Here is an 18,570-nt window from a genome sequence, read left to right as displayed (position 1 = left end):
TTCTATTTTTCTCCTCTATAAATAAAAGCTAAAAAGCCCTATTTATCAGTAGTTTACAGGCATAATTAATTGTTTTTTCTTGATAAAAATGCTATAATTTCCTGATGTAACCCTAATAGATAATAGGGTTTGAGGAGATATAATGAAATTTAACAAAGGACAATCTGGTAATCCAAAAGGTAGACCGATAGGGATTCCTAGAAAGCCTCAAAAAAAGAGTGTCAGTTGTACGGAGTACAATGTTGCTTTAACTAAGCTTCTTGAAGCTCTAAAAAAAGGTGAAACTTGGGCTTGTGAGATATTCTTTAAGAATTTAGCACCGAAACTAGAACAAGAAATTTTACCTTTTGAAGTAGATCAAGATAACACAGATAGAATTGAAGCTATAACCATAGCAGTACTGAAGGTTTTTTCTCAATTCAAATCAATAAGCTTCAATGAAGCATGTAATTTACTAACAACGCTAAACCATCTAAAGTTTGTTGACGGAATATTCAAGCAACAAGATTACTTACAGCGATTACTAACTGAAGAACAGTACAAAACCTTAAGACTTTGGTTAGCGGAAGCTGAGGTAAGAAAGCTTAATTAAGGCGGTGTTATGCTACTGCGTGAACGTCAAAGAGAGTTTGTCGAGAGAAATATTGCGGCATTAATTGATAGCGGTAGTACTTTAGGAGTTGCTCCGACAGGCGCGGGTAAGACGATTTGTTTATCTGCCGTAGTAGGAGAACTAAGTAAAAGCACTGCTAGTTTTAAGACTTGCGTGCTTGCTCACAGAGACGAGCTAACTTATCAAAATCTGGCTAAATTTAGCTTAATTAATCCGCATGTTAGCACCAGCCTATATAACGCTGAAGTGAAGTCATGGGAAGGGCAAGTTACTTTTGCGATGGTTCAAACCTTGGCCAAAGAGAATAACTTAAAAACAATGCCGCAGTTAGACTTGATCGTGATTGACGAAGCGCACCATGCTACGGCTAAAACTTATCAAGCTATATTAGATCATGCCAAAAAGCTTAATCCTTTAGTAAAAATCTTCGGAGTTACCGCTACGCCTAATAGAGGCGATAAAAGCGGTTTGGGTAGGATATTCGATAACTGCGGCGATCAAATCAAAATCTGGGAATTAATAGCTAGCGGTCATTTGGTAAGACCGAAAACTTTTATCATAGACTTAGGTAATACTCAAGAAAAGCTACAGGCATTAAGGGTTAGAGCCAGTAGCGGCGACTATAGCGAACAGGAAGTAGCTGGTATTTTGGATACGATACCGCTAAATAGCGAAGTAGTAAAACACTGGCAGGAGAAAGCTAGCAATCGTAAAACTGTGGTATTTTGTTCCAGTATTGAACATGCGAAGAATATTACTAATGCATTTAATGAAGCTGGAATTAAAGCGGTATTGGTAACTGGTGAATGTTCTTTGTTACAAAGAAAACTTACACTAGAAGCCGTAACAAGCGGTAAAGCACAAGTAATCGTCAACGTAGCAATCCTAACTGAAGGCTGGGACTTTCCGCCTATATCCTGCGTGGTGTTGCTGCGACAATCTTCCTACAAATCAACCATGATCCAGATGGTCGGCAGAGGTTTAAGAACCATTGACCATGCTATATACCCTAACATTGAGAAAAACGATTGCGTAGTGCTGGACTTTGGGATTTCATCAATAATACACGGCAACTTAGAGCAGTCGGTAGACCTAACGTTAAAAGCAGAAGGTTATAAACTTTGTACAAGCTGCAAGAAAAAGATACCGAAAAGTAGCGTTGAATGTCCATTATGCGGTTGCGACTTATTAAAACAGGAGAGTGAAGCTAGCGAGAAGGAAAGCGAATCACTACAAGTAATAGCAAACTTTAAGATGCGAGAAATAGACTTGCTTAAACGTTCTGGCTTTTCTTGGACTGTTTTGGAACTAGAGCAAGAAGCGATGATAGCTTCGGGATTTAATAGCTGGTGCTGTATATTAAAACAAAACGATAACAGTTGGTCTACTATAGGCGGATCAACAAAGAGAGGAGAAGAAAGCAATAGACAAGTACCAAGCAAAGTAGTCTATAGCTGTAATAAGGCTGAAGCAATAGAGGTTGGTAACGACTTTCTCTATCGCTTTGAGGATGAAGAAGCTGCAAGAAAGACCGCCAGTTGGCGTGGAATGTCTCCGTCTGAAAGCCAGTTGAAATGGCTACCAGAGAAGTATAAAGCTAGTGATCAATTAACCAAAGGAGATGCTTCAAATTACTTAACGTTCATTTTTAACGCACAACCTAAGCTTAGAGAGTTAGGCTTTGTACTGTGAAACTAGCAAAGATTTAAGCGGAACTTTTATTGAACGATTAAGCGAATTTGAGTATTATCTCGGTAGATGGAAAAAACAATAAAACACTTAATTTTTCTTCTTAATGTTACGAACCTTATTTAAAGGCTTTTAAACGCTGAATTTACGGATCAGGTATAACCCTACCTTGAACATATAATTACAGCATTCGATAACGCTATAAACGCGAAATTAGGTTATACAAATATGCTACCAGAGTGATATGTGAAAGCTAGATATTTAATTAATAATATAGTTTTTACAAAACAAACACCCAAAAATGACCAATTTTGCTTACTTAAGAGTCTCATCAGACCAACAAGATATTAAAAATCAAAAGTTCGGTTTATTAGAATATTGTAATAATCGTAATATTAATCCGATAAAATTTGTAGAAGATACAATTAGTGGTAAAATCACTTGGAAAGAACGTGCCATCGGCAATATTCTTGAGAAAGCAAAAAAAAGCGATCTTATTGTAGTATCAGAAATTTCTAGGCTAGGGAGATCAACCTTACAAGTTTTAGAAATATTGGAAGCTGCAGCTAAAAAAGAGATATCTGTGCATATTGCTAAAAATCATATCGCGATAGACGGCTCTATACAATCTACAATAACTGCCACAGTTTTAGGGCTTGCTGCTCAAATAGAGAGAGAATTTATCTCAAGCAGGACTAAAGAGGCTTTAGCAAAACGCAAAGAAGATGGAATGAAACTTGGTAGACCTAAGGGTCAGGCACAGCTACTTAAGCTTGATAATTATCGAGATGAGATACTTAAGTATTTAAAGAAGGTAATTAATAAAAGAGCTATTTCTAAATTAATTGAATGTTCTCCATCTACTTTATATGAATGGCTAAAAAGAAGAAAACTCTCAAGCAATTAAACTAAAACCGTACCTTTTTACAGAGATGTTGCTGATACTCCGAGTTGTTAAAATAATACAAAATCGCAAATAAACCCAATGAAGAATTTATATCAAATTTTATGTGATGAAATAGAGCCTTGGAGAAAATCGAGATATCAATCTCAATTTTCCGAAGTGGTAGAAATACTAAAATTTAACAAAAATGAAAGTAACTATCTCAGAACAGCACAATTTAACGCAATAGAGACATATTTGTTTTTACGTTTTGTAAAAGAAACTCCTAAAATTATTGATCTATACAAAGAATATTTTAAAAATCTAGAGGATTTTGTAGAAGTATTAGGTATAAAGCATATTAACCAATATAACATAAGATTTTTTGAAACGTTAGATGACGTGTTAAAAGATTTGCTGAATCCAGGTGTTGCAGATCAATACAAATACGATGCTCTTACAGAGACGTTGAACTTAGATTATCCGAGTTATATATTAGCTTTGGCAATGGGTAGTGGAAAAACTAATATTATTAGTGCAATTATTGCTATTGAATTTGCTATCGCAATAGCTAATGAAAATAAAAAATCAGAGTTTAATTTTATTAAAAATGCTTTGGTATTTGCTCCTGGTCTTACTATATTAAAAAATTCCTTAAAAAATATCGCTTTGTTACCTTTTGCTAAAATCTTACCCCCTCATTTGTTGAATTCATTTCTTGCTAATGTAAAATATACTTTTGCTGGTGATACTGATCGCCTTTTGGTAGTGCAAAAAGAGAGTCAATGAAATGTGATCGTTAGCAACTCAGAGAAATTAATCTTAAGAAGTAAAAAAGAAAGAATACAAACAGAATTTAATGGTGAGAAAAGAGAGCAAGAATCAAATGCTAGACTAGAAAGAATAAAATCCTTACCAAATCTTGCAATATTTTCAGATGAAGCACATCATACTTATGGCAATAGAATCGGTGAAGATTTAAAAAAAGTACGTGCAACAATTAACCACCTACACGAGCAATCAAATATAGTTTGCGTAATTAACACCACTGGTACACCTTACACTAAGACACAAATGCTGAAAGATGTTGTATTTTGGTATGGGCTAGAAGAAGGCATAAAAGATGGTATATTAAAAAGTCTTGAAAATAGTATATTACAATATTCATTAAAAAATAATGAGGAAGAAGAGATAGCAATTAATGAAATTATAAGAGATTTTTTTGCTAAATATAAACAAGGTTTTGAAAAAATAGCGTTTTATTTTAAGCATGAAGAACACTTGGAACTAGCAAGGAAATCAATAGAGAAAACTTTAGCTCAACTAGGCATGAGCAGTGATATAATACTTAAAAATACCCAGAAATCATCAAATAAAGAAGTTAAAACTTTCTTAAATTTAGATGCTGATCATACGAAAAGAATTATTCTACTTATTGAGAAAGGAAAAGAAGGTTGGGATTGTAAAACATTATTTGCAACTGCTTTGATTTCAGAGGTTTCTTCATCTAATAATTATGTGCTACAGGCAAGTACTAGATGTCTAAGATATTTAGAAGATAATAAACAGAACGCAACTATCTATATTAGTGTAAGTAATGTAAAAATTTTAAATAAGGAGTTAGAAGACAATTACAATACAAATCTTAGTAATCTAAATAAGACCCCCCAAGAAAAACCTATAGAGCGAAAAATTGAGCTAAAAAAATATCCATCACCTAAAATTGAATTTAAAATCAAGACTAGAAAGATAGTACAGATTGAGCATACAGATAATAAACAATTGGAGCTAACATTGCCGAGAGTACAAGCTGAAACAACTATTTATAAAGATGTGGGAGACTACAAGGATAATAGAATTATCAATCGAGGTGATTATCAGATAATCACTGCAACGAAAAAGGTTAGCTTGTTACTTGCTTCTTATAAAATAGCCCTCAAATACCACTTGAAAGCTATTGATATATTAAAAATTTTACAGACTATCTATAATAATCAAGATGAAATGCCAGTAAATCATTTACAAGCATTATATCAACAAATTGATCAGCAAAAACAAAATTATCAAGAAGTAGAAGAAGTTATAACGCAGGTACTAGCTTTAATTAGAACGGAAGGTGGTTTTATCAAAGGTGATGGTGATAAATATTATTATCATACTCTAAGATTCAAAGAAAACTCAAAACGGCTTGACTTATTAACTGAAAATAAGACTAATTCGCAATATGGTTTTCATTATGAACCTTACAATTTTGATGTAGAAGCTGAACGCAATTTCTTTAATAAAATATTAGATATTTTGACTATAAAAATAGAGCAGATAGAAGATATTTATTTCACTGGTGGGCTTACTAACCCTAAATATACAGATTTCTATTTTGAGTACAAGGCAGAAGATAACAAATATCACAAATATTATCCTGATTTTTTGATCAAAAAGAAAAATGGTGAACTTTATATAATTGAAATAAAATCTGAATCTACTTTAGAAGACACAACACTAGAAGATAAGAAAAAAGCTGTAGAAGAAATAGTAAGAATTAATGAAAACAAGATAAAATATTCTGTTTTATATGCAAGTGGAGCGGAAATAAATAAAGAAGAACTAGGATATGGAGAAGTAATCAAGTTTATTAAGCAATAGTATGAAAGACATAAAAATATCTGTTCCTAAAGGTAGAGCCTATATTAATTGGTTTGGCAAGAAACCTATTGATACTGCTTCATTTTACCCTGCACAACTAGTGGAAAAAACTCAAGAAAGTGATGATATAAAAGATTTAGAATTTAGTAAGCTAGAGAAAAATTGGCATAATCTTTTGTTTCATGGTGATAACAAAGAAGTATTATCAACTCTACTTACTACTGGTTTTAGAGGGAAAATAGACCTTATCTATATTGATCCACCTTTTGATAGCGGAGCAAATTACGTACGCAAAATAGAATTACGAGGAATAAAAGCAAACATTATTGGTCAAGAGGAAAGTATTTTTGAACAAGCACAATATAATGATATTTGGAAAAATGACTCTTATCTACAATTTATGTATGAAAGACTTATTTTGATGCGTGAATTACTGAGTGAACAAGGCTCAATTTATCTGCACTGTGATTGGCATAAATCTCATCATTTACGCTTTTTATTAGATGAAGTTTTTGGTAGTGATAATTTTGTTAATGAGGTGATTTGGCATTATCGCAGTGGCGGAGCTTCTAAAGTAAGTAGTCTGGCTAGAAAACACGATAATATACTACATTATAGAAAATCAGATGAGTTTTACATAAACATACTTAAAGAAAGACAATATCTTGACAAATCTTTTATGGATTCTAAACAAGATAAAGAAGGTAGATATTATGTAGATACTATTCTAAGAGATGTATTTTCTGATATTATTAACATTGTTGACTGCGATAATATTATTCATCAGTACAATACTAGACCAGTATTAAATGTGTCAGCAGAAAGATTAGCATACCCAACACAAAAACCTGAAGGGTTAATAAGCCTGCTAATCGAATTAGCAACTAGCCCTGATTCAATAGTTCTTGATTGTTTTATGGGTAGTGGAACAACACAAGCTGTCGCACAAAAACTTGGCAGAAGATGGATAGGAGTGGATTGTAATAAAGGTGCTATTCAAACAACCATTAAGAGATTACAAAAAATTATTCACGAGCAAAAAAGTAATCTATTAGAAAATAATAAAAATCAATATAAAATTTTGCATTATCAAGTGAATAACTATGATTTTAGAATAATTCAAGATGCAACCGAAATAATTTTTAAAAAATATGGTTTACAAAAATCTAATGATTCATTTTTTATAGCAAAGCGAGGAGAAGAATTTGTTAAAATTATAGAATTGCATAGACCATTAGTGCTACTTGATATTCAGCTTGTGATTGATGAGTTATTTAAAAAAGATAGTGAAGAAAGGTGTATACTAATATTTAATGGTATTCAGGATGATGCAAAAATTACAGAAGTTCTAAAAAATTATCATAAGACTATGCCGAGTATGAGTAAAATTGAACTATGGGATATTCAAAAAGATGAAATTTTTGAATATAAAGAACCAGACTGCGAAGTAGAATTTAAAGGAGATAAAAATCAAGTAAGAATAAAAATTAAATCTTATATTTCTGATAAAATAATCCAAAGGCTTAATGTTGATAAAACGATATTTGATTTAGATATAAAAGATTTTAGAGCTTGTATAGATTACGTTTTGATAGATACAAATTATAATGGTGAAATATTTTCAACTTGTTTTTCTGATGTACCTAAAAACAAAAAAGATTTTATTAGGGGTGAGTACTCTGTTGAATCACAAGGTATAGTAGCGGTAAAAATAGTTAGCATGTTAGGAGAAGAAAGTATTATACTTCAAACTTAATAAAAGATAAAAAACAGAATTAAGCTGAGTTTTATTATTATACTGTTAAATTTATATTTTTGGTAACAAATCCTCCAAAAAAATAAAAATGCGATGATTGACTTTTAAAACTCTTAAAATTATATCAAAAATTTAGAATTTTGACGGAGAGACTACTTAAACACTTTTGTTGTCATCCCAACGACAATAGTTAGATAATAATCTGTTTTTCATAAACCCTCGATGTGTAGTGATTAATATCTCCTTGGATTGAAGTTTTTATTTCATGTATACTTGTTTGAAGTAACTTTTTATATAATAATATAAATTATCATCATTTTTATTGATATAATAATATGCGCGACATTTTTACCATCATACAAATGGATACAACGGGATACAGCCATGTATCCTGCTTCAGCCTTAGTACCTAATATACCTACAGGGCAGATCATACAAATCATACATTTTACCTTATATATATTTGAAATTCTATATATATATATATACAAATTCCTATCTATACAAATTTGTATGATTTGTATGATCTACCTTGCAGCCCTACTACTTAAGGCGTTTGAGCAGGATACAGCCGTGTATCCTGCTGTATGATTTTGTATCCTGCCTTTTTTTTGTATTTTTCTTTTGTATTTTCAAAAATACTTATTGACAGCACTATTTGCCATTGCTTCCGCTAATTTAGATAAAATTACAATATCATCCGTTGTGTTATTACGAAGAAATGCCCAGTTATATGCGTTTCATATAAGGATCATAAGAGGGTCTCGACCACATTTTTTTATCGTAAAAAGTAGTTTCAAATCTACCTGGATTATTTTTTAAATCATTTAACCACACAGCCATACGCTTAGGAGAAACTGGGATTTTAACTAAATTGTCGTTACTATCATAAACATGTGCTTCTTGTGTACGAGGAGTATATCCGTGCCCAGTTACTCCTTGAGCATCTAGTTTTCCTAATAAGCCGTATTCCCCTTTGTAAAGTTTATTACTATAATCAGGAGTGTAGTCACTTTTAATACCATAACTATCAGCACTATCGTCATCACGATAAACGCCGTAACCATAAACTCCACCACTACCGCTGCCTGTAGGATAACCGTTGCTATTATATCCTCCGTAACTATCACCAGAATTTATACCTTTGCCTACACCTTCAAAATACTTTTTTTCACATACAGACCAACCATTTTGAGTAAAGGTTTCTTTCATTCCGTTAGGACAACCTTTGTCTGAAGGACATAATTGTCTATCACCTTTTCCTATGCAATCGCTATTATTAGTTCCACTATAAAGACTTCCTTTATGACCTCCTGGATAATTACTACCTATACCTTTCATAAAATACACTCCTTAAACTAAATATGTGGTTATTTATATTTAGTTAAATCAAAATTTAGTTAAATCAAAATCTTTCAAAGATTTTAAAAGTTTTTTATCGTAATTTGCAGGCATTATAATTGCTTGAATTTTATTATGAAATTCACCTTTTTTATCAAAAAGAATAAAAAAATATGTTGTGGGTGTTGTCCATTTCCAAATTTCAACATATTCACTGTGCTCTTTATTTCTAGGATTCCAAGTTAAAATAGATATAATTTTTTCTGTAGGCTCTCCTAAAAGTTCTACAGCTTTTTTTTGATTGTTAATTTCAAGATAATTTTTTGAATAAATATCATATTTATCAATAACTTGTTTAGCTTGTACATTTTCAGTTTTATTATAAGAAGCGCACCCGAACAAAAACAAAGCAGTGAATAATATTAAGCCAAGTCTACCTATCATAAAAAAATACCTCTAAATTAATTAAACACCTATATTTCAAATGCGGTAATTAAAAAAAATCACCGCAACAAAAAACAAATTATAAGTTGTATCTTAGAGTACACATTTTTAAGTAATTTAGTATCATTTTTGTTACGTAGTTATCCTTTAAACGACTGTAAATCGTCTTTCCACTTATTCGTTATATCTTGGTTAGCCTTAATTATTTCTTTCCAATTATTGAAAAAATATTCATTAAGTTTATTAATACAGAAAATATTATCAAGTAACCTTTCATTGAGTTCTTGAACTAGCTTTGTCTGCACTAAGCTGAATTTTTGATCAGTCTTGTTGTTTATTAAATGCGAAAGTTCCGTGATAGAAGAAATTGTTTTTAGGCGGTTAATTTCTTCTTTGGTAAATATAATTTGATTAGACACAATCAATCTCCTTAGCCAGTTAATAAGGCGCTAGGGGGTACAATCATTCATTGAAAACAGTGAATTACCATTGATTTCGTATTCTTAAGAATACTTATAGCAATAGACCCCTAGCATAAGAGCCAGAGGCTAAACAAGATTGATTTCGCAATGATGGATTGTATACACCACTAACATTTGTAAATTAGTAAAAATAATAACAACAAGCAAGTATTATTTGATATATTTCACTTATTTGTATATAATATTTTGTATGTTATTTTATATAGTTTTTAATATGACAAATCTATCAATCGCTTTACCAAATCATATAGCTAAAGCCAGCAATGAAGCTGCTAAAAGGTTAGGAATATCTACTACTGCATTCATTCGCCAAGCTGTTGTACACGAATTAAATAATTTTCAATCCGAACTTGAGCAAAACAATATAGTAGAAAGCTTCAACGCTATGAAAGAATCAAAAGAATATCTAAAAGAATCGGAAGAACTAACAGAGAATTTAAATTCTAATTTACCAGAAGAAAGAGAGAAGTGGTGGAACAACAAACTCTAACTCGTGGCGGTATTTATCTAGCAAAACTTGATCCAGCAAAGCAAGATGAAGTAGGAAAAATACGCCCGATAATAATACTAAATTCACAAACAATATTAAATGCCAGTCCGCCTATTATTTTCATTTGTCCTCTTAGCAGTCAATCTAAACCCGAATTTAGTACACTTCATATTGAATTAGAAATCAGAGACAATTTGCAAGTTAAAAGCTATGCTTTAGTAGAACATTGCCGTTCAATTACTATAAATCGTATTATTTATCCCAGATTAGCACAAACAACTTTTTCTGAACTAAATAATATTCTACATAAACTACAGCGATTAATCGGCCTATAAAATATTCGTAACAAGCAAATTTAAGTTTGTAACTCGCGTATGTTTCAAATCCCTAGTTTAAAATAACAATAACTAAACCAATAATATATTACATTTGTTATTGACGCTATATGACCTAATATGCTATAATTTAAGCTATTAGAAATAATAATGGTAACAAATGAATAGTTTTGAAATTACAGAGCTCATAGAGCATAAAAATGCAGCTCCGTCAAACAACCAAACCGCAGTAACAATAACTAACGATCTATCTAAATATCTACAAGATTTTTTAAGCGAGCAGGACATAAAGGAAAATAGCAAAGGGACATACAAAAGAGCCTTAACTCAGTTCTTTTCTTTTATGCCTAATAGCTTTGAACAGCTAACAAGTAACGATATCCTGACTTATAAAAGACATTTAGAAAGCCTAGAATTGGCAGCATATACCATAACCGCTTATCTGGTAGTAGTGCGCAGATTTTTTGCTTGGACTGAAGCAAAGAAGATTTATCCGAACATAGCTAAGACTATTAAAGGAATGCGCAGACCTAAGGAGTTTAGAAAAGACCCCCTAACCATGGAACAAACTAGAGAAGTGATTAGCGGTATAGACCTCAATACACTTCAGGGTAAAAGAGATTTTGCCATCATTAATCTGTTAGTTAGAACTGGACTAAGAACAATTGAAATCCAAAGAGCTAACATAGAAGATATAAATCAAACTGGAGGAGTTGCTAAACTGCATATTCAAGGTAAAGGTAGGGATACTAAGGACGATTATGTTATCCTCACCCACGCCTCTCTAAAGCCGATTTTAAGCTATCTAAAATGCAGAGGCGAGACCAAAGACACCGATCCGCTTTTTACTTCGCTATCAGACCGCAATAACGGCGGACGCATGACTACCAGAAGTCTAAGTCGTATTGCTAAAGGAGTGATGATTGAAGCTGGTATCGATAGCAAGAGACTTACCGCTCACTCATTACGTCATACCGCTATTACTACGGCATTACGTGCAGGAGCTAGCTTGCAAGAAGTTAAAGCTATGGCCAGACACGCCGATATGAACACTACGCTAATTTATAGCCATAACATAGACCGAGAAACCAATGCGCCAGAACACAAGATTGACGCATACATGGAAAAATACGCAATTTAACAAAGAGACAAACGATGAGTACTATTACTAGCTTAAGTCAAACAAGCTCGGAAGAAGTAAGAAAACTACTAGAAATGCACGGAATTATTATTAAGAAAACAATCGGTAATCGCTTTGATATTATATGCCCGTCTTGTGAAAAACCAGAAGCTTATATCTACTTTAACGAAGGTACTAGAACCATAAAATGCAATCGCGGTAATAACTGCGGTAAAGAGCTGGAGCTATGGCATTACATAGCCGATAAACAAGGAATAGATCCTAGCAATAACTTTGAAATACTAAAATATATCAATGAAATACTCGGTCATGAATTCAAGCAAGAGCAAATCGAAAGTTACAATGCAGAACGAGAAGAAAGAAACAAGGAGCAGAAATTTTTAACAGACTGTAATCAAATATTCTTTAATGCATTGAATAATAATAAAGACGATGACCGAGTATCTTGTGCCTTAATATATTTACAACAACGTGGATATACGGAAGAACACACCAAACAATGCGGTCTTGGATTCTTTCCTGATTATAACGACCTACGAGACTTGCTGGTTAATAATTATAGCTACTCTAATTCTGATGCTATGGACTTAATGATAAAGTACTTCAAGAGCATTTTGGACAATAACGGCAAGCCGCATGATTCTGAGGAGTATAGACATCGTATAACTTTTACATGGCATAATATTAGAGGCGATATTGCTGGGTTTAGCGTAAGAAAACCAACGAAGCAAAATTTGAAAGGCAAATACTATTATAACGACAACATGAAAACTGGTGAGGTGCTTTTTAATTTAAACAATTTAAACATTAAGGATAAAAAGGCTCTGGTTATCGTTGAAGGGGTTTTTGATGCGCTTACGGCTAGTTATTTAAGCGCGGAAGAAGTAAGACAGAACTATCACTTTGTTGCTTGTGGTAAGAATACTTTAAGCATAGAACAAGCATTATTGCTAAAAAATAAAGGATATTCTCAAGTTATTTTATTTTTAGATAATGACGAAGCTGGTAAGAATTTTTTTAGCAGTGTAAGTAAACTAAGAGAGCATAATATCACTTCTTTTGTAGCACTTATTCCTAATGAGTATCAAGAAGTAAAAGATATAGACGAACTAATAAGAAAGCATCCAGAAGCTAACCTACAAGCGATACTTGATAATACCAAGTATGCTATCAACGTACAGATTGACTTAACCATAAAAAACAATAGTAAAAATCACGAGAGTTTAACTGATAGAGAAAAAGACACGATTATTACAGAATGTTCAAAGCTCAAATCTTCTCTCTTAATGTCTGAGCATGAGCCTTATCGCAAAGTTATGTATGAAAAACTCGGTGTACGTGTTGAGGATCAAGAAGAAGTAACAAAGCTGGAGCAGACTACAAGCACTATAAATAGCGGTAATATCAATTCAGAGATCGAAAAACTAAAGTCGGATATACAGCTTAAAATACAAGAAATAGAAGAAGGTAAACACTCGAATATAGATATTCATGAATTTAAAAAAAGAGTGCATGTAATTCAAAAATTAGTACTAAAAAATGATATTACAGCAGACAAAATTAAATCTGATCTCAAAGCGTTAGATAACATACTAATTAACGTTGAAAAATACAATGACCTACTATGTACCAACTATGATGATGATGAAGCTTATAGCACAGGAAAAATACTAGATTTAATCAACAACAACCCAGAAGGAATGTTAACAGGTTTTAAAGCACTCGATGAGAATATAAGAATTCAACCTTCTAGCTTAGTGTTTGTAGCTGGTAAACCTTCGCACGGCAAAACTACCATGATGCTTAATTTACTACGCAATATGATTAAAGCTTATCCCAACAAAGCTTTTCTGTTTTATAGCTACGAGGAATCAATAGATCAAATATGGTTAAAGTTAATATCAGGTGAAGTAATTCTAAGTGAACAATTAAGCTTACCTCTAGATAAACGTAGCATGTTCTTACGAAAAATGACTGAAGAAATAAAGAAAGTTTTAACTTTGGAATGTAATAGCAACGTACATGACGCTTATAAAAAAGTAAACAAATGGATTGAAGAAGAAAGATTACAATTACTAGACAGGAAACCAAACATTGAAACTTTAAGTAGTGCAATCATAGAAAGATCTCAAAAGGCTAAAAAAGCAGGAAAACCAGTAGCGGCAATATTTATTGATTACGTTCAGAAGCTAAATACTCGAGAACAAAAAATAAATAGGCAACAAGAGATACAAAGAATCTGCCAAACTCTACTTAATACCGCAATGGATAAAAGAGTAAATGCCGCAATTATATTAGGTGCGCAAGTAAATAGATCGGTTGAGTCTTTATCTACTCTCAATATGGGAAGTATGAGAGAAGCCGCGGATATAGAACAAGACGCAAACCTCATACTTGGAGTTTGGGATGAGAGAGCTGCTAAGTTAGATAGATTACAACAACGGCTAGAAGAAGTTATAACAAGATTAGAAAATGCAACCACTGAAGAGAATAGAGAAGCAATAAAAAAACATAATGAACTTAAAATAAAAATAGAAAAAGAAATTGAGACTGAATCTAAATCCAGTTCTACTAAAAAAGTTATCAAAGTCTTAAAAAACAGAAACGGACTGAAAGACATATGCTTTGATTTAAGTAACTTTCCAGCAAGATTTTTAATGGAAAATGAGAACAAAGAAAAAGAATATTTATATAACTAAGTTCTAATACTAAAAATAAAGAATTATAGAGATTCACAATAAAAACAGTATTTCCAGGAGATCAAACAATGGAAGAGATAGAAGGTAAAAATTACTTAACGATAGTAGAGGTGATGGAACGACTGAATTTATCGAGATCGACAGTTCAGCGATATGTTCGTAAGGGTAGATTTGATGTTATAGAGGTAGGGGGTAAAATTTACATTACTGAAGAGAGCTATAACAAATTATTTATTCCTAGGAACAGGAAAGTATCAGGAGAGGATAAAAAGTGATTGTATGTCCGTAAAGTGTACATTGCAGACATAGAAAATGTAACATCTAACAGAACTTATCAGAGCATTATCAGCAGGGATAATTTCACTGTTCAATACAATATCAGGAAAGATATAAGTAATAAACTAGTTTATACGGCGAACTCAGAAAATCATACAGCCGCCGCATAAAAAACTATCTAATATTCATCTACATGAAATTCCTGATGCCCAGATAGTACGACATCCTGAGACTCAGTAGAGTGAGAACTCAAAAACTCTTGGCAATGTGTACTCTGATTAAAAGCCGCAGCATTAACTAAATTCGTATAATACTTGTTGTAAACATCTCGGTGATTTTCATAAAAATATTGCAACGCATCTAAATTATCATGATTAGCTGCAACGATAGGAAAATGTCCATCTTCATAATTCATATCAAGAGTTAACTGAAAATTTTTAGCATACATTTCTATAGTCTCTTTGGGCGATTTACGACAAAGAAGAGAAAATTCTTCGTGAACTTTTTCTTTATCAAACACCAAATTATTTTGCGCTTTCTGAAGAAAATATTGCTCCATTTTTTTATATACTTCTTCTTGAGATAGTACTTCTTCAATAATCGATTTACTCATATGTCCTCTTATTTAGTAATTATTAATTGTTTTTATAATATCTACTGAAGTTGTAAACTTCTCTAAACCTTCAAAGCTTTTTATATCTTTCTCAAAAAGTCCTACGATTTGATCGAAGCTTTTAAATTTCTCTGATATGGTTTTTTCTTTTGAATTTTTATTTAAAGCTATATCCTCTTTTAACTTAGTATAGTTCTTTATTGCTTCAGAAGTATACAATCTTCTTTCTCTATCGCTGCTTTGTAAATCTTCAAAAGGCAAGATCAATTTTTTTACTGAATTTAATGCATCATTATTATTAAAATCATTGGTAAGCTGCTTAATTGCACTACTCTGTATAATATTAATATCGCTCAACTCTTTCTGTAATTCATTCAATTCAAAACCGATTTTTACTGCTATATCAATACAATCTCTCTTTTTTATGAGTTTATTACTATAATCATTATAATTTATACCATATAAGATCCCGTCTTTTGATGGCAAGTTAGGTAATTCAATTTTAATCTTCTCATCTGATAGTACATTCTTAAGAAAACTACTAAAATTTTGCTTACTTGGATCAATTAAAACTATTTCTTTATCTGTCTTTTTCCATAAAACAACTGTGTGAGTCTTAGGTATTGAATTCTCATCACCTGTTATAATTCCATTTACTCTTTCAAAAATATCTACCAAAACTACATTATTGAGGTATCCACTATTCTGCATCTGCATTTGGTTTTTAGAAGCTTCGGCTGACGTTTGAAGATTTAATTCTTCAAAAGCAGTATCAAATATTTTTTTTTCTACATAATGCAACTTGTCTCCAGCTATACCATAGCCAGTAGCTCCTTTTACCGTTTCAGGATTAATACCAAATCGTTTTACTAACGGACAATCATTTTGTTGCATCATATATGGTTGTGCAATTGACTTCTGATACTCTATTACAAAAACAACATTATCCTCTGAAATCTGTTGCAATTCTTTTAAATTTAAACGAGCATTTAAAATCCTATCGTTAGTGTTATTAATAGTCACAAAGGTTTCATTGTCTTGTAAAATCTTAATATCCTTAAAAACGCTCTCAGCTTCCTCTTTTCTAGTTTCTTGCTTATTCAAGCTATTAGCGACTTCAGAAAAATCAAACATAGCTTTCCCTTGAGTAGTGGGAGTAATAGAACCAGATTCATATCCACCGCCTAAGAGCTTATGGTTTATACCAATACTGTACTCACCGTCACTTAGAGTACTCACTTTAGCATAGGTGTTTTTTACATAACTACCAAACACTTCAGGACTTTCAATCAGTCTCAATTCTTTAGGCAAATTCTCGTCTTTAATTTTTATTTTTCTTCCATCAATCTCTATTATTGACGCAGACACTGTTTTCAACGGAATAGAGTAACTAAGCTCAACACTTCTGTTAGACGTAGAATGAATAATATGTCTCAATTCTTCAAAAGCATCAACTCTATCTTGAGGTATAGCAATCTTATCTTGCAACTGTCTATTTACCTGATCTTTATTTATTTGAGACGCCCGAATACCTTCAAAACTAGGCCGATATTCACTACTTATCGTATCGATCTTCATAAATTCCTACTCCTTCATTTTCAACAAAACACCTTGAGTTGCTAATCTTCTAAAATAAGCATAACCAATCATAATTACCCAGTCTATTTTTTAAATAAAAGAAACAACAAGATTACATTTATTTTGTTGCTAATTAAGCTATAATGTAGCTACATTGTGTAATTAAAAAAGATAAATTTATGTCTCAAAATAGCATAGTTCGTACTCGTATTGATGAACACATAAAGGAAGAAGCTAGTATTGTTTTAGCTTCTATAGGCCTCACCATATCTGATGCTCTTCGTATGTTGCTAATTCGTATAGCACATGAGAAAGCTCTACCCTTTAAACCGCTTGTACCAGATGAAAAAACAATAAGTGCTACACGTAAGACAAAACAGAATAATACTAAAAACAAGAGTTAGATTATTGTTAGGTAAGTATAGAAATTAACCGCATAAGTCCTAGGACAAACCAAATAGTAAGGAGAACTGCCAGCGTTCTATTTCAACTCAATAGCAGAAAATACAAAACAACCAAATATGTTAAATCTTATTAATACCTAAAGGAAATAAAAATGACAAATTCTCTTAAGCCTATAATAAGCAAATCAGAATCAGGAGAAGTAATCCAAATAAATTTCAAAAAAACTGATGATAGAACTCCTATTAGCTATGAAGAACAACAATTATTAGAACAACAAATTAAGCTTTGGGAGCAAGAATTATCTGGTTTCGATAAATCACTAAAAATTGCTAAAACTTTACTTAACTTTAAGATTAAGACAAATGAAGAAATTCATAACCTACAATGCGAGAAGAGCAAAAAGTTTCTTACATCTATTGATCACATAGAAATATTACATTTCCTTCCTAGAAACCATGATAATCCGCTAGAAATCGAAATACCTTACTTAAAGGGGAACCATAGCGAGGCTGAATCGATAAAACATTTACAGCTACTAGAACAGATAGCTTTTGATATTTCCATTTCCACACCTAGCGAAGAACAGCTTAATCATATAAAGGAGAAAATAGGCTTTAACAATGCTCAACCAAATCCAGATGATACTAACGGCTGGATACTGTGGGATAAAGCAGAAGCTCCATATACTTTAGAAGAAATTAATAAGGCGGTAGCTCAAGTAAGTGAAGAGAAAGCAAAAATTCACTATTATGAGTTTGAATTATGGAAACTTAATTATGATAAGAGAAAAAAACATGAAGCTGAATGGTTACAAAATTTAACTGATGAATATCTAGAACAACATTATAAAAATATTATTGACTCTCTTGTTGAACAGAAAAATAATGTACAAAAAATCCTAAAAGCTATTAATCAATATTTCCTTATTACAAGCCTTACCTTTACATTTTTTATCCAAATAGACGGTTTCAATCTCGCCCGAATCGACTCTTCTATCAACCTCGGATAACATCACGCATCTAGCTCCCTTGCTGTCGGCACAATTAAACCCCGTCGAATATACCGCGCATGAACTAAGGCAGATCATTAGAATAAGCACGCTTGCTATCTTGGATTTGTTTAGGATTGATTCGAGTTTCATATTAAATCTCATTGTTTTTTGGCTTTTTCCGATCTTAACTG

At 32.1% G+C, this 18,570-nt stretch carries 18 protein-coding genes; 13 read left to right on the top strand and 5 right to left on the bottom strand.

What is annotated here, in order from left to right; all coding sequences use genetic code 11:
- Positions 1-142 precede the first annotated feature (142 nt).
- From Trichorick_RS08185 to Trichorick_RS08160, 6 genes are all read left to right on the top strand, one after another.
- The gene (locus Trichorick_RS08185; RefSeq protein WP_323739169.1) at positions 143-592 is read left to right on the top strand and encodes a DUF5681 domain-containing protein; all 450 of its coding nucleotides are present in this window, start codon (positions 143-145) and stop codon (positions 590-592) included.
- Positions 593-601: 9 nt separating this feature from the next.
- Positions 602-2,305: a DEAD/DEAH box helicase gene (locus Trichorick_RS08180; RefSeq protein ID WP_323739168.1), complete on the top strand. Its 1,704-nt coding sequence runs from the start codon at positions 602-604 to the stop codon at positions 2,303-2,305.
- A gap of 298 nt (positions 2,306-2,603) precedes the next feature.
- The gene (locus Trichorick_RS08175) at positions 2,604-3,209 is read left to right on the top strand and encodes a recombinase family protein (RefSeq protein ID WP_323739167.1); all 606 of its coding nucleotides are present in this window, start codon (positions 2,604-2,606) and stop codon (positions 3,207-3,209) included.
- Positions 3,210-3,287: 78 nt separating this feature from the next.
- Complete coding sequence (locus Trichorick_RS08170) at positions 3,288-3,974, top strand: hypothetical protein (protein ID WP_323739166.1); 687 nt, start codon at positions 3,288-3,290, stop codon at positions 3,972-3,974.
- Positions 3,975-3,977: 3 nt separating this feature from the next.
- Positions 3,978-5,828, top strand: a complete 1,851-nt coding sequence (locus Trichorick_RS08165) for a TnsA endonuclease N-terminal domain-containing protein (RefSeq protein ID WP_323739165.1) — start codon at positions 3,978-3,980, stop codon at positions 5,826-5,828.
- Position 5,829: 1 nt separating this feature from the next.
- Positions 5,830-7,584 carry a site-specific DNA-methyltransferase gene (locus tag Trichorick_RS08160; protein ID WP_323739164.1) on the top strand — a complete coding sequence of 585 codons (1,755 nt, stop codon included), beginning with the start codon at positions 5,830-5,832 and terminating at the stop codon, positions 7,582-7,584.
- Positions 7,585-8,313: 729 nt separating this feature from the next.
- On the opposite strand, the gene Trichorick_RS08155 is transcribed toward Trichorick_RS08160, so the two are convergent.
- The 3 genes from Trichorick_RS08155 to Trichorick_RS08145 all read right to left on the bottom strand — a co-directional run bounded on the left by Trichorick_RS08155 (position 8,314) and on the right by Trichorick_RS08145 (position 9,788).
- A complete protein-coding gene (locus Trichorick_RS08155) occupies positions 8,314-8,925 on the bottom strand; it encodes a hypothetical protein (protein WP_323739163.1) in 612 nt (203 codons plus the stop codon).
- A gap of 48 nt (positions 8,926-8,973) precedes the next feature.
- The gene (locus tag Trichorick_RS08150; RefSeq protein WP_323739162.1) at positions 8,974-9,369 is read right to left on the bottom strand and encodes a hypothetical protein; all 396 of its coding nucleotides are present in this window, start codon (positions 9,367-9,369) and stop codon (positions 8,974-8,976) included.
- A gap of 140 nt (positions 9,370-9,509) precedes the next feature.
- The gene (locus Trichorick_RS08145; RefSeq protein WP_323739161.1) at positions 9,510-9,788 is read right to left on the bottom strand and encodes a hypothetical protein; all 279 of its coding nucleotides are present in this window, start codon (positions 9,786-9,788) and stop codon (positions 9,510-9,512) included.
- 277 nt (positions 9,789-10,065) lie between these two features.
- Between Trichorick_RS08145 and Trichorick_RS08140 the strand changes: the two genes are divergently transcribed.
- The 5 genes from Trichorick_RS08140 (at position 10,066) to Trichorick_RS08120 (ending at position 14,791) form a co-directional block, all read left to right on the top strand.
- Positions 10,066-10,341, top strand: coding sequence for a P-loop NTPase family protein (locus Trichorick_RS08140; RefSeq protein WP_323739160.1), 276 nt, complete (start codon positions 10,066-10,068; stop codon positions 10,339-10,341).
- Positions 10,323-10,676, top strand: coding sequence for a type II toxin-antitoxin system PemK/MazF family toxin (locus Trichorick_RS08135; RefSeq protein ID WP_323739159.1), 354 nt, complete (start codon positions 10,323-10,325; stop codon positions 10,674-10,676). Before Trichorick_RS08140 ends, Trichorick_RS08135 begins: the two co-directional genes overlap by 19 nt.
- 160 nt (positions 10,677-10,836) lie before the next feature.
- Positions 10,837-11,817, top strand: a complete 981-nt coding sequence (locus Trichorick_RS08130) for a tyrosine-type recombinase/integrase (RefSeq protein ID WP_323739158.1) — start codon at positions 10,837-10,839, stop codon at positions 11,815-11,817.
- A gap of 14 nt (positions 11,818-11,831) precedes the next feature.
- Positions 11,832-14,516 carry a DnaB-like helicase C-terminal domain-containing protein gene (locus Trichorick_RS08125; RefSeq protein ID WP_323739157.1) on the top strand — a complete coding sequence of 895 codons (2,685 nt, stop codon included), beginning with the start codon at positions 11,832-11,834 and terminating at the stop codon, positions 14,514-14,516.
- A 68-nt stretch (positions 14,517-14,584) separates the two neighbouring features.
- On the top strand, positions 14,585-14,791 hold the full coding sequence (locus Trichorick_RS08120) for a helix-turn-helix domain-containing protein (RefSeq protein ID WP_323739156.1): 207 nt from the start codon (positions 14,585-14,587) through the stop codon (positions 14,789-14,791).
- A gap of 179 nt (positions 14,792-14,970) precedes the next feature.
- Here Trichorick_RS08120 and Trichorick_RS08115 read toward each other — a convergent pair whose 3' ends face one another.
- The gene (locus Trichorick_RS08115) at positions 14,971-15,405 is read right to left on the bottom strand and encodes a hypothetical protein (protein ID WP_323739155.1); all 435 of its coding nucleotides are present in this window, start codon (positions 15,403-15,405) and stop codon (positions 14,971-14,973) included.
- A 12-nt stretch (positions 15,406-15,417) separates the two neighbouring features.
- Positions 15,418-16,983: a hypothetical protein gene (locus tag Trichorick_RS08110; RefSeq protein ID WP_323739154.1), complete on the bottom strand. Its 1,566-nt coding sequence runs from the start codon at positions 16,981-16,983 to the stop codon at positions 15,418-15,420.
- Positions 16,984-17,162: 179 nt separating this feature from the next.
- Here Trichorick_RS08110 and Trichorick_RS08105 point away from each other — a divergent pair, with 179 nt between their 5' ends.
- On the top strand, positions 17,163-17,387 hold the full coding sequence (locus tag Trichorick_RS08105) for a type II toxin-antitoxin system RelB/DinJ family antitoxin (RefSeq protein WP_323739153.1): 225 nt from the start codon (positions 17,163-17,165) through the stop codon (positions 17,385-17,387).
- Between the two features lie 152 nt (positions 17,388-17,539).
- Complete coding sequence (locus Trichorick_RS08100; protein WP_323739152.1) at positions 17,540-18,397, top strand: hypothetical protein; 858 nt, start codon at positions 17,540-17,542, stop codon at positions 18,395-18,397.
- Positions 18,398-18,570 lie beyond the last annotated feature (173 nt).

It is taken from the genome of Candidatus Trichorickettsia mobilis (assembly GCF_034366785.1).
GTDB classification, from domain to species: Bacteria; Pseudomonadota; Alphaproteobacteria; order Rickettsiales; family Rickettsiaceae; genus Trichorickettsia; species Trichorickettsia mobilis_A.
Note: the sequence above shows the minus strand (reverse complement) of the source record. Positions and strands in the feature narration are given on the sequence as shown.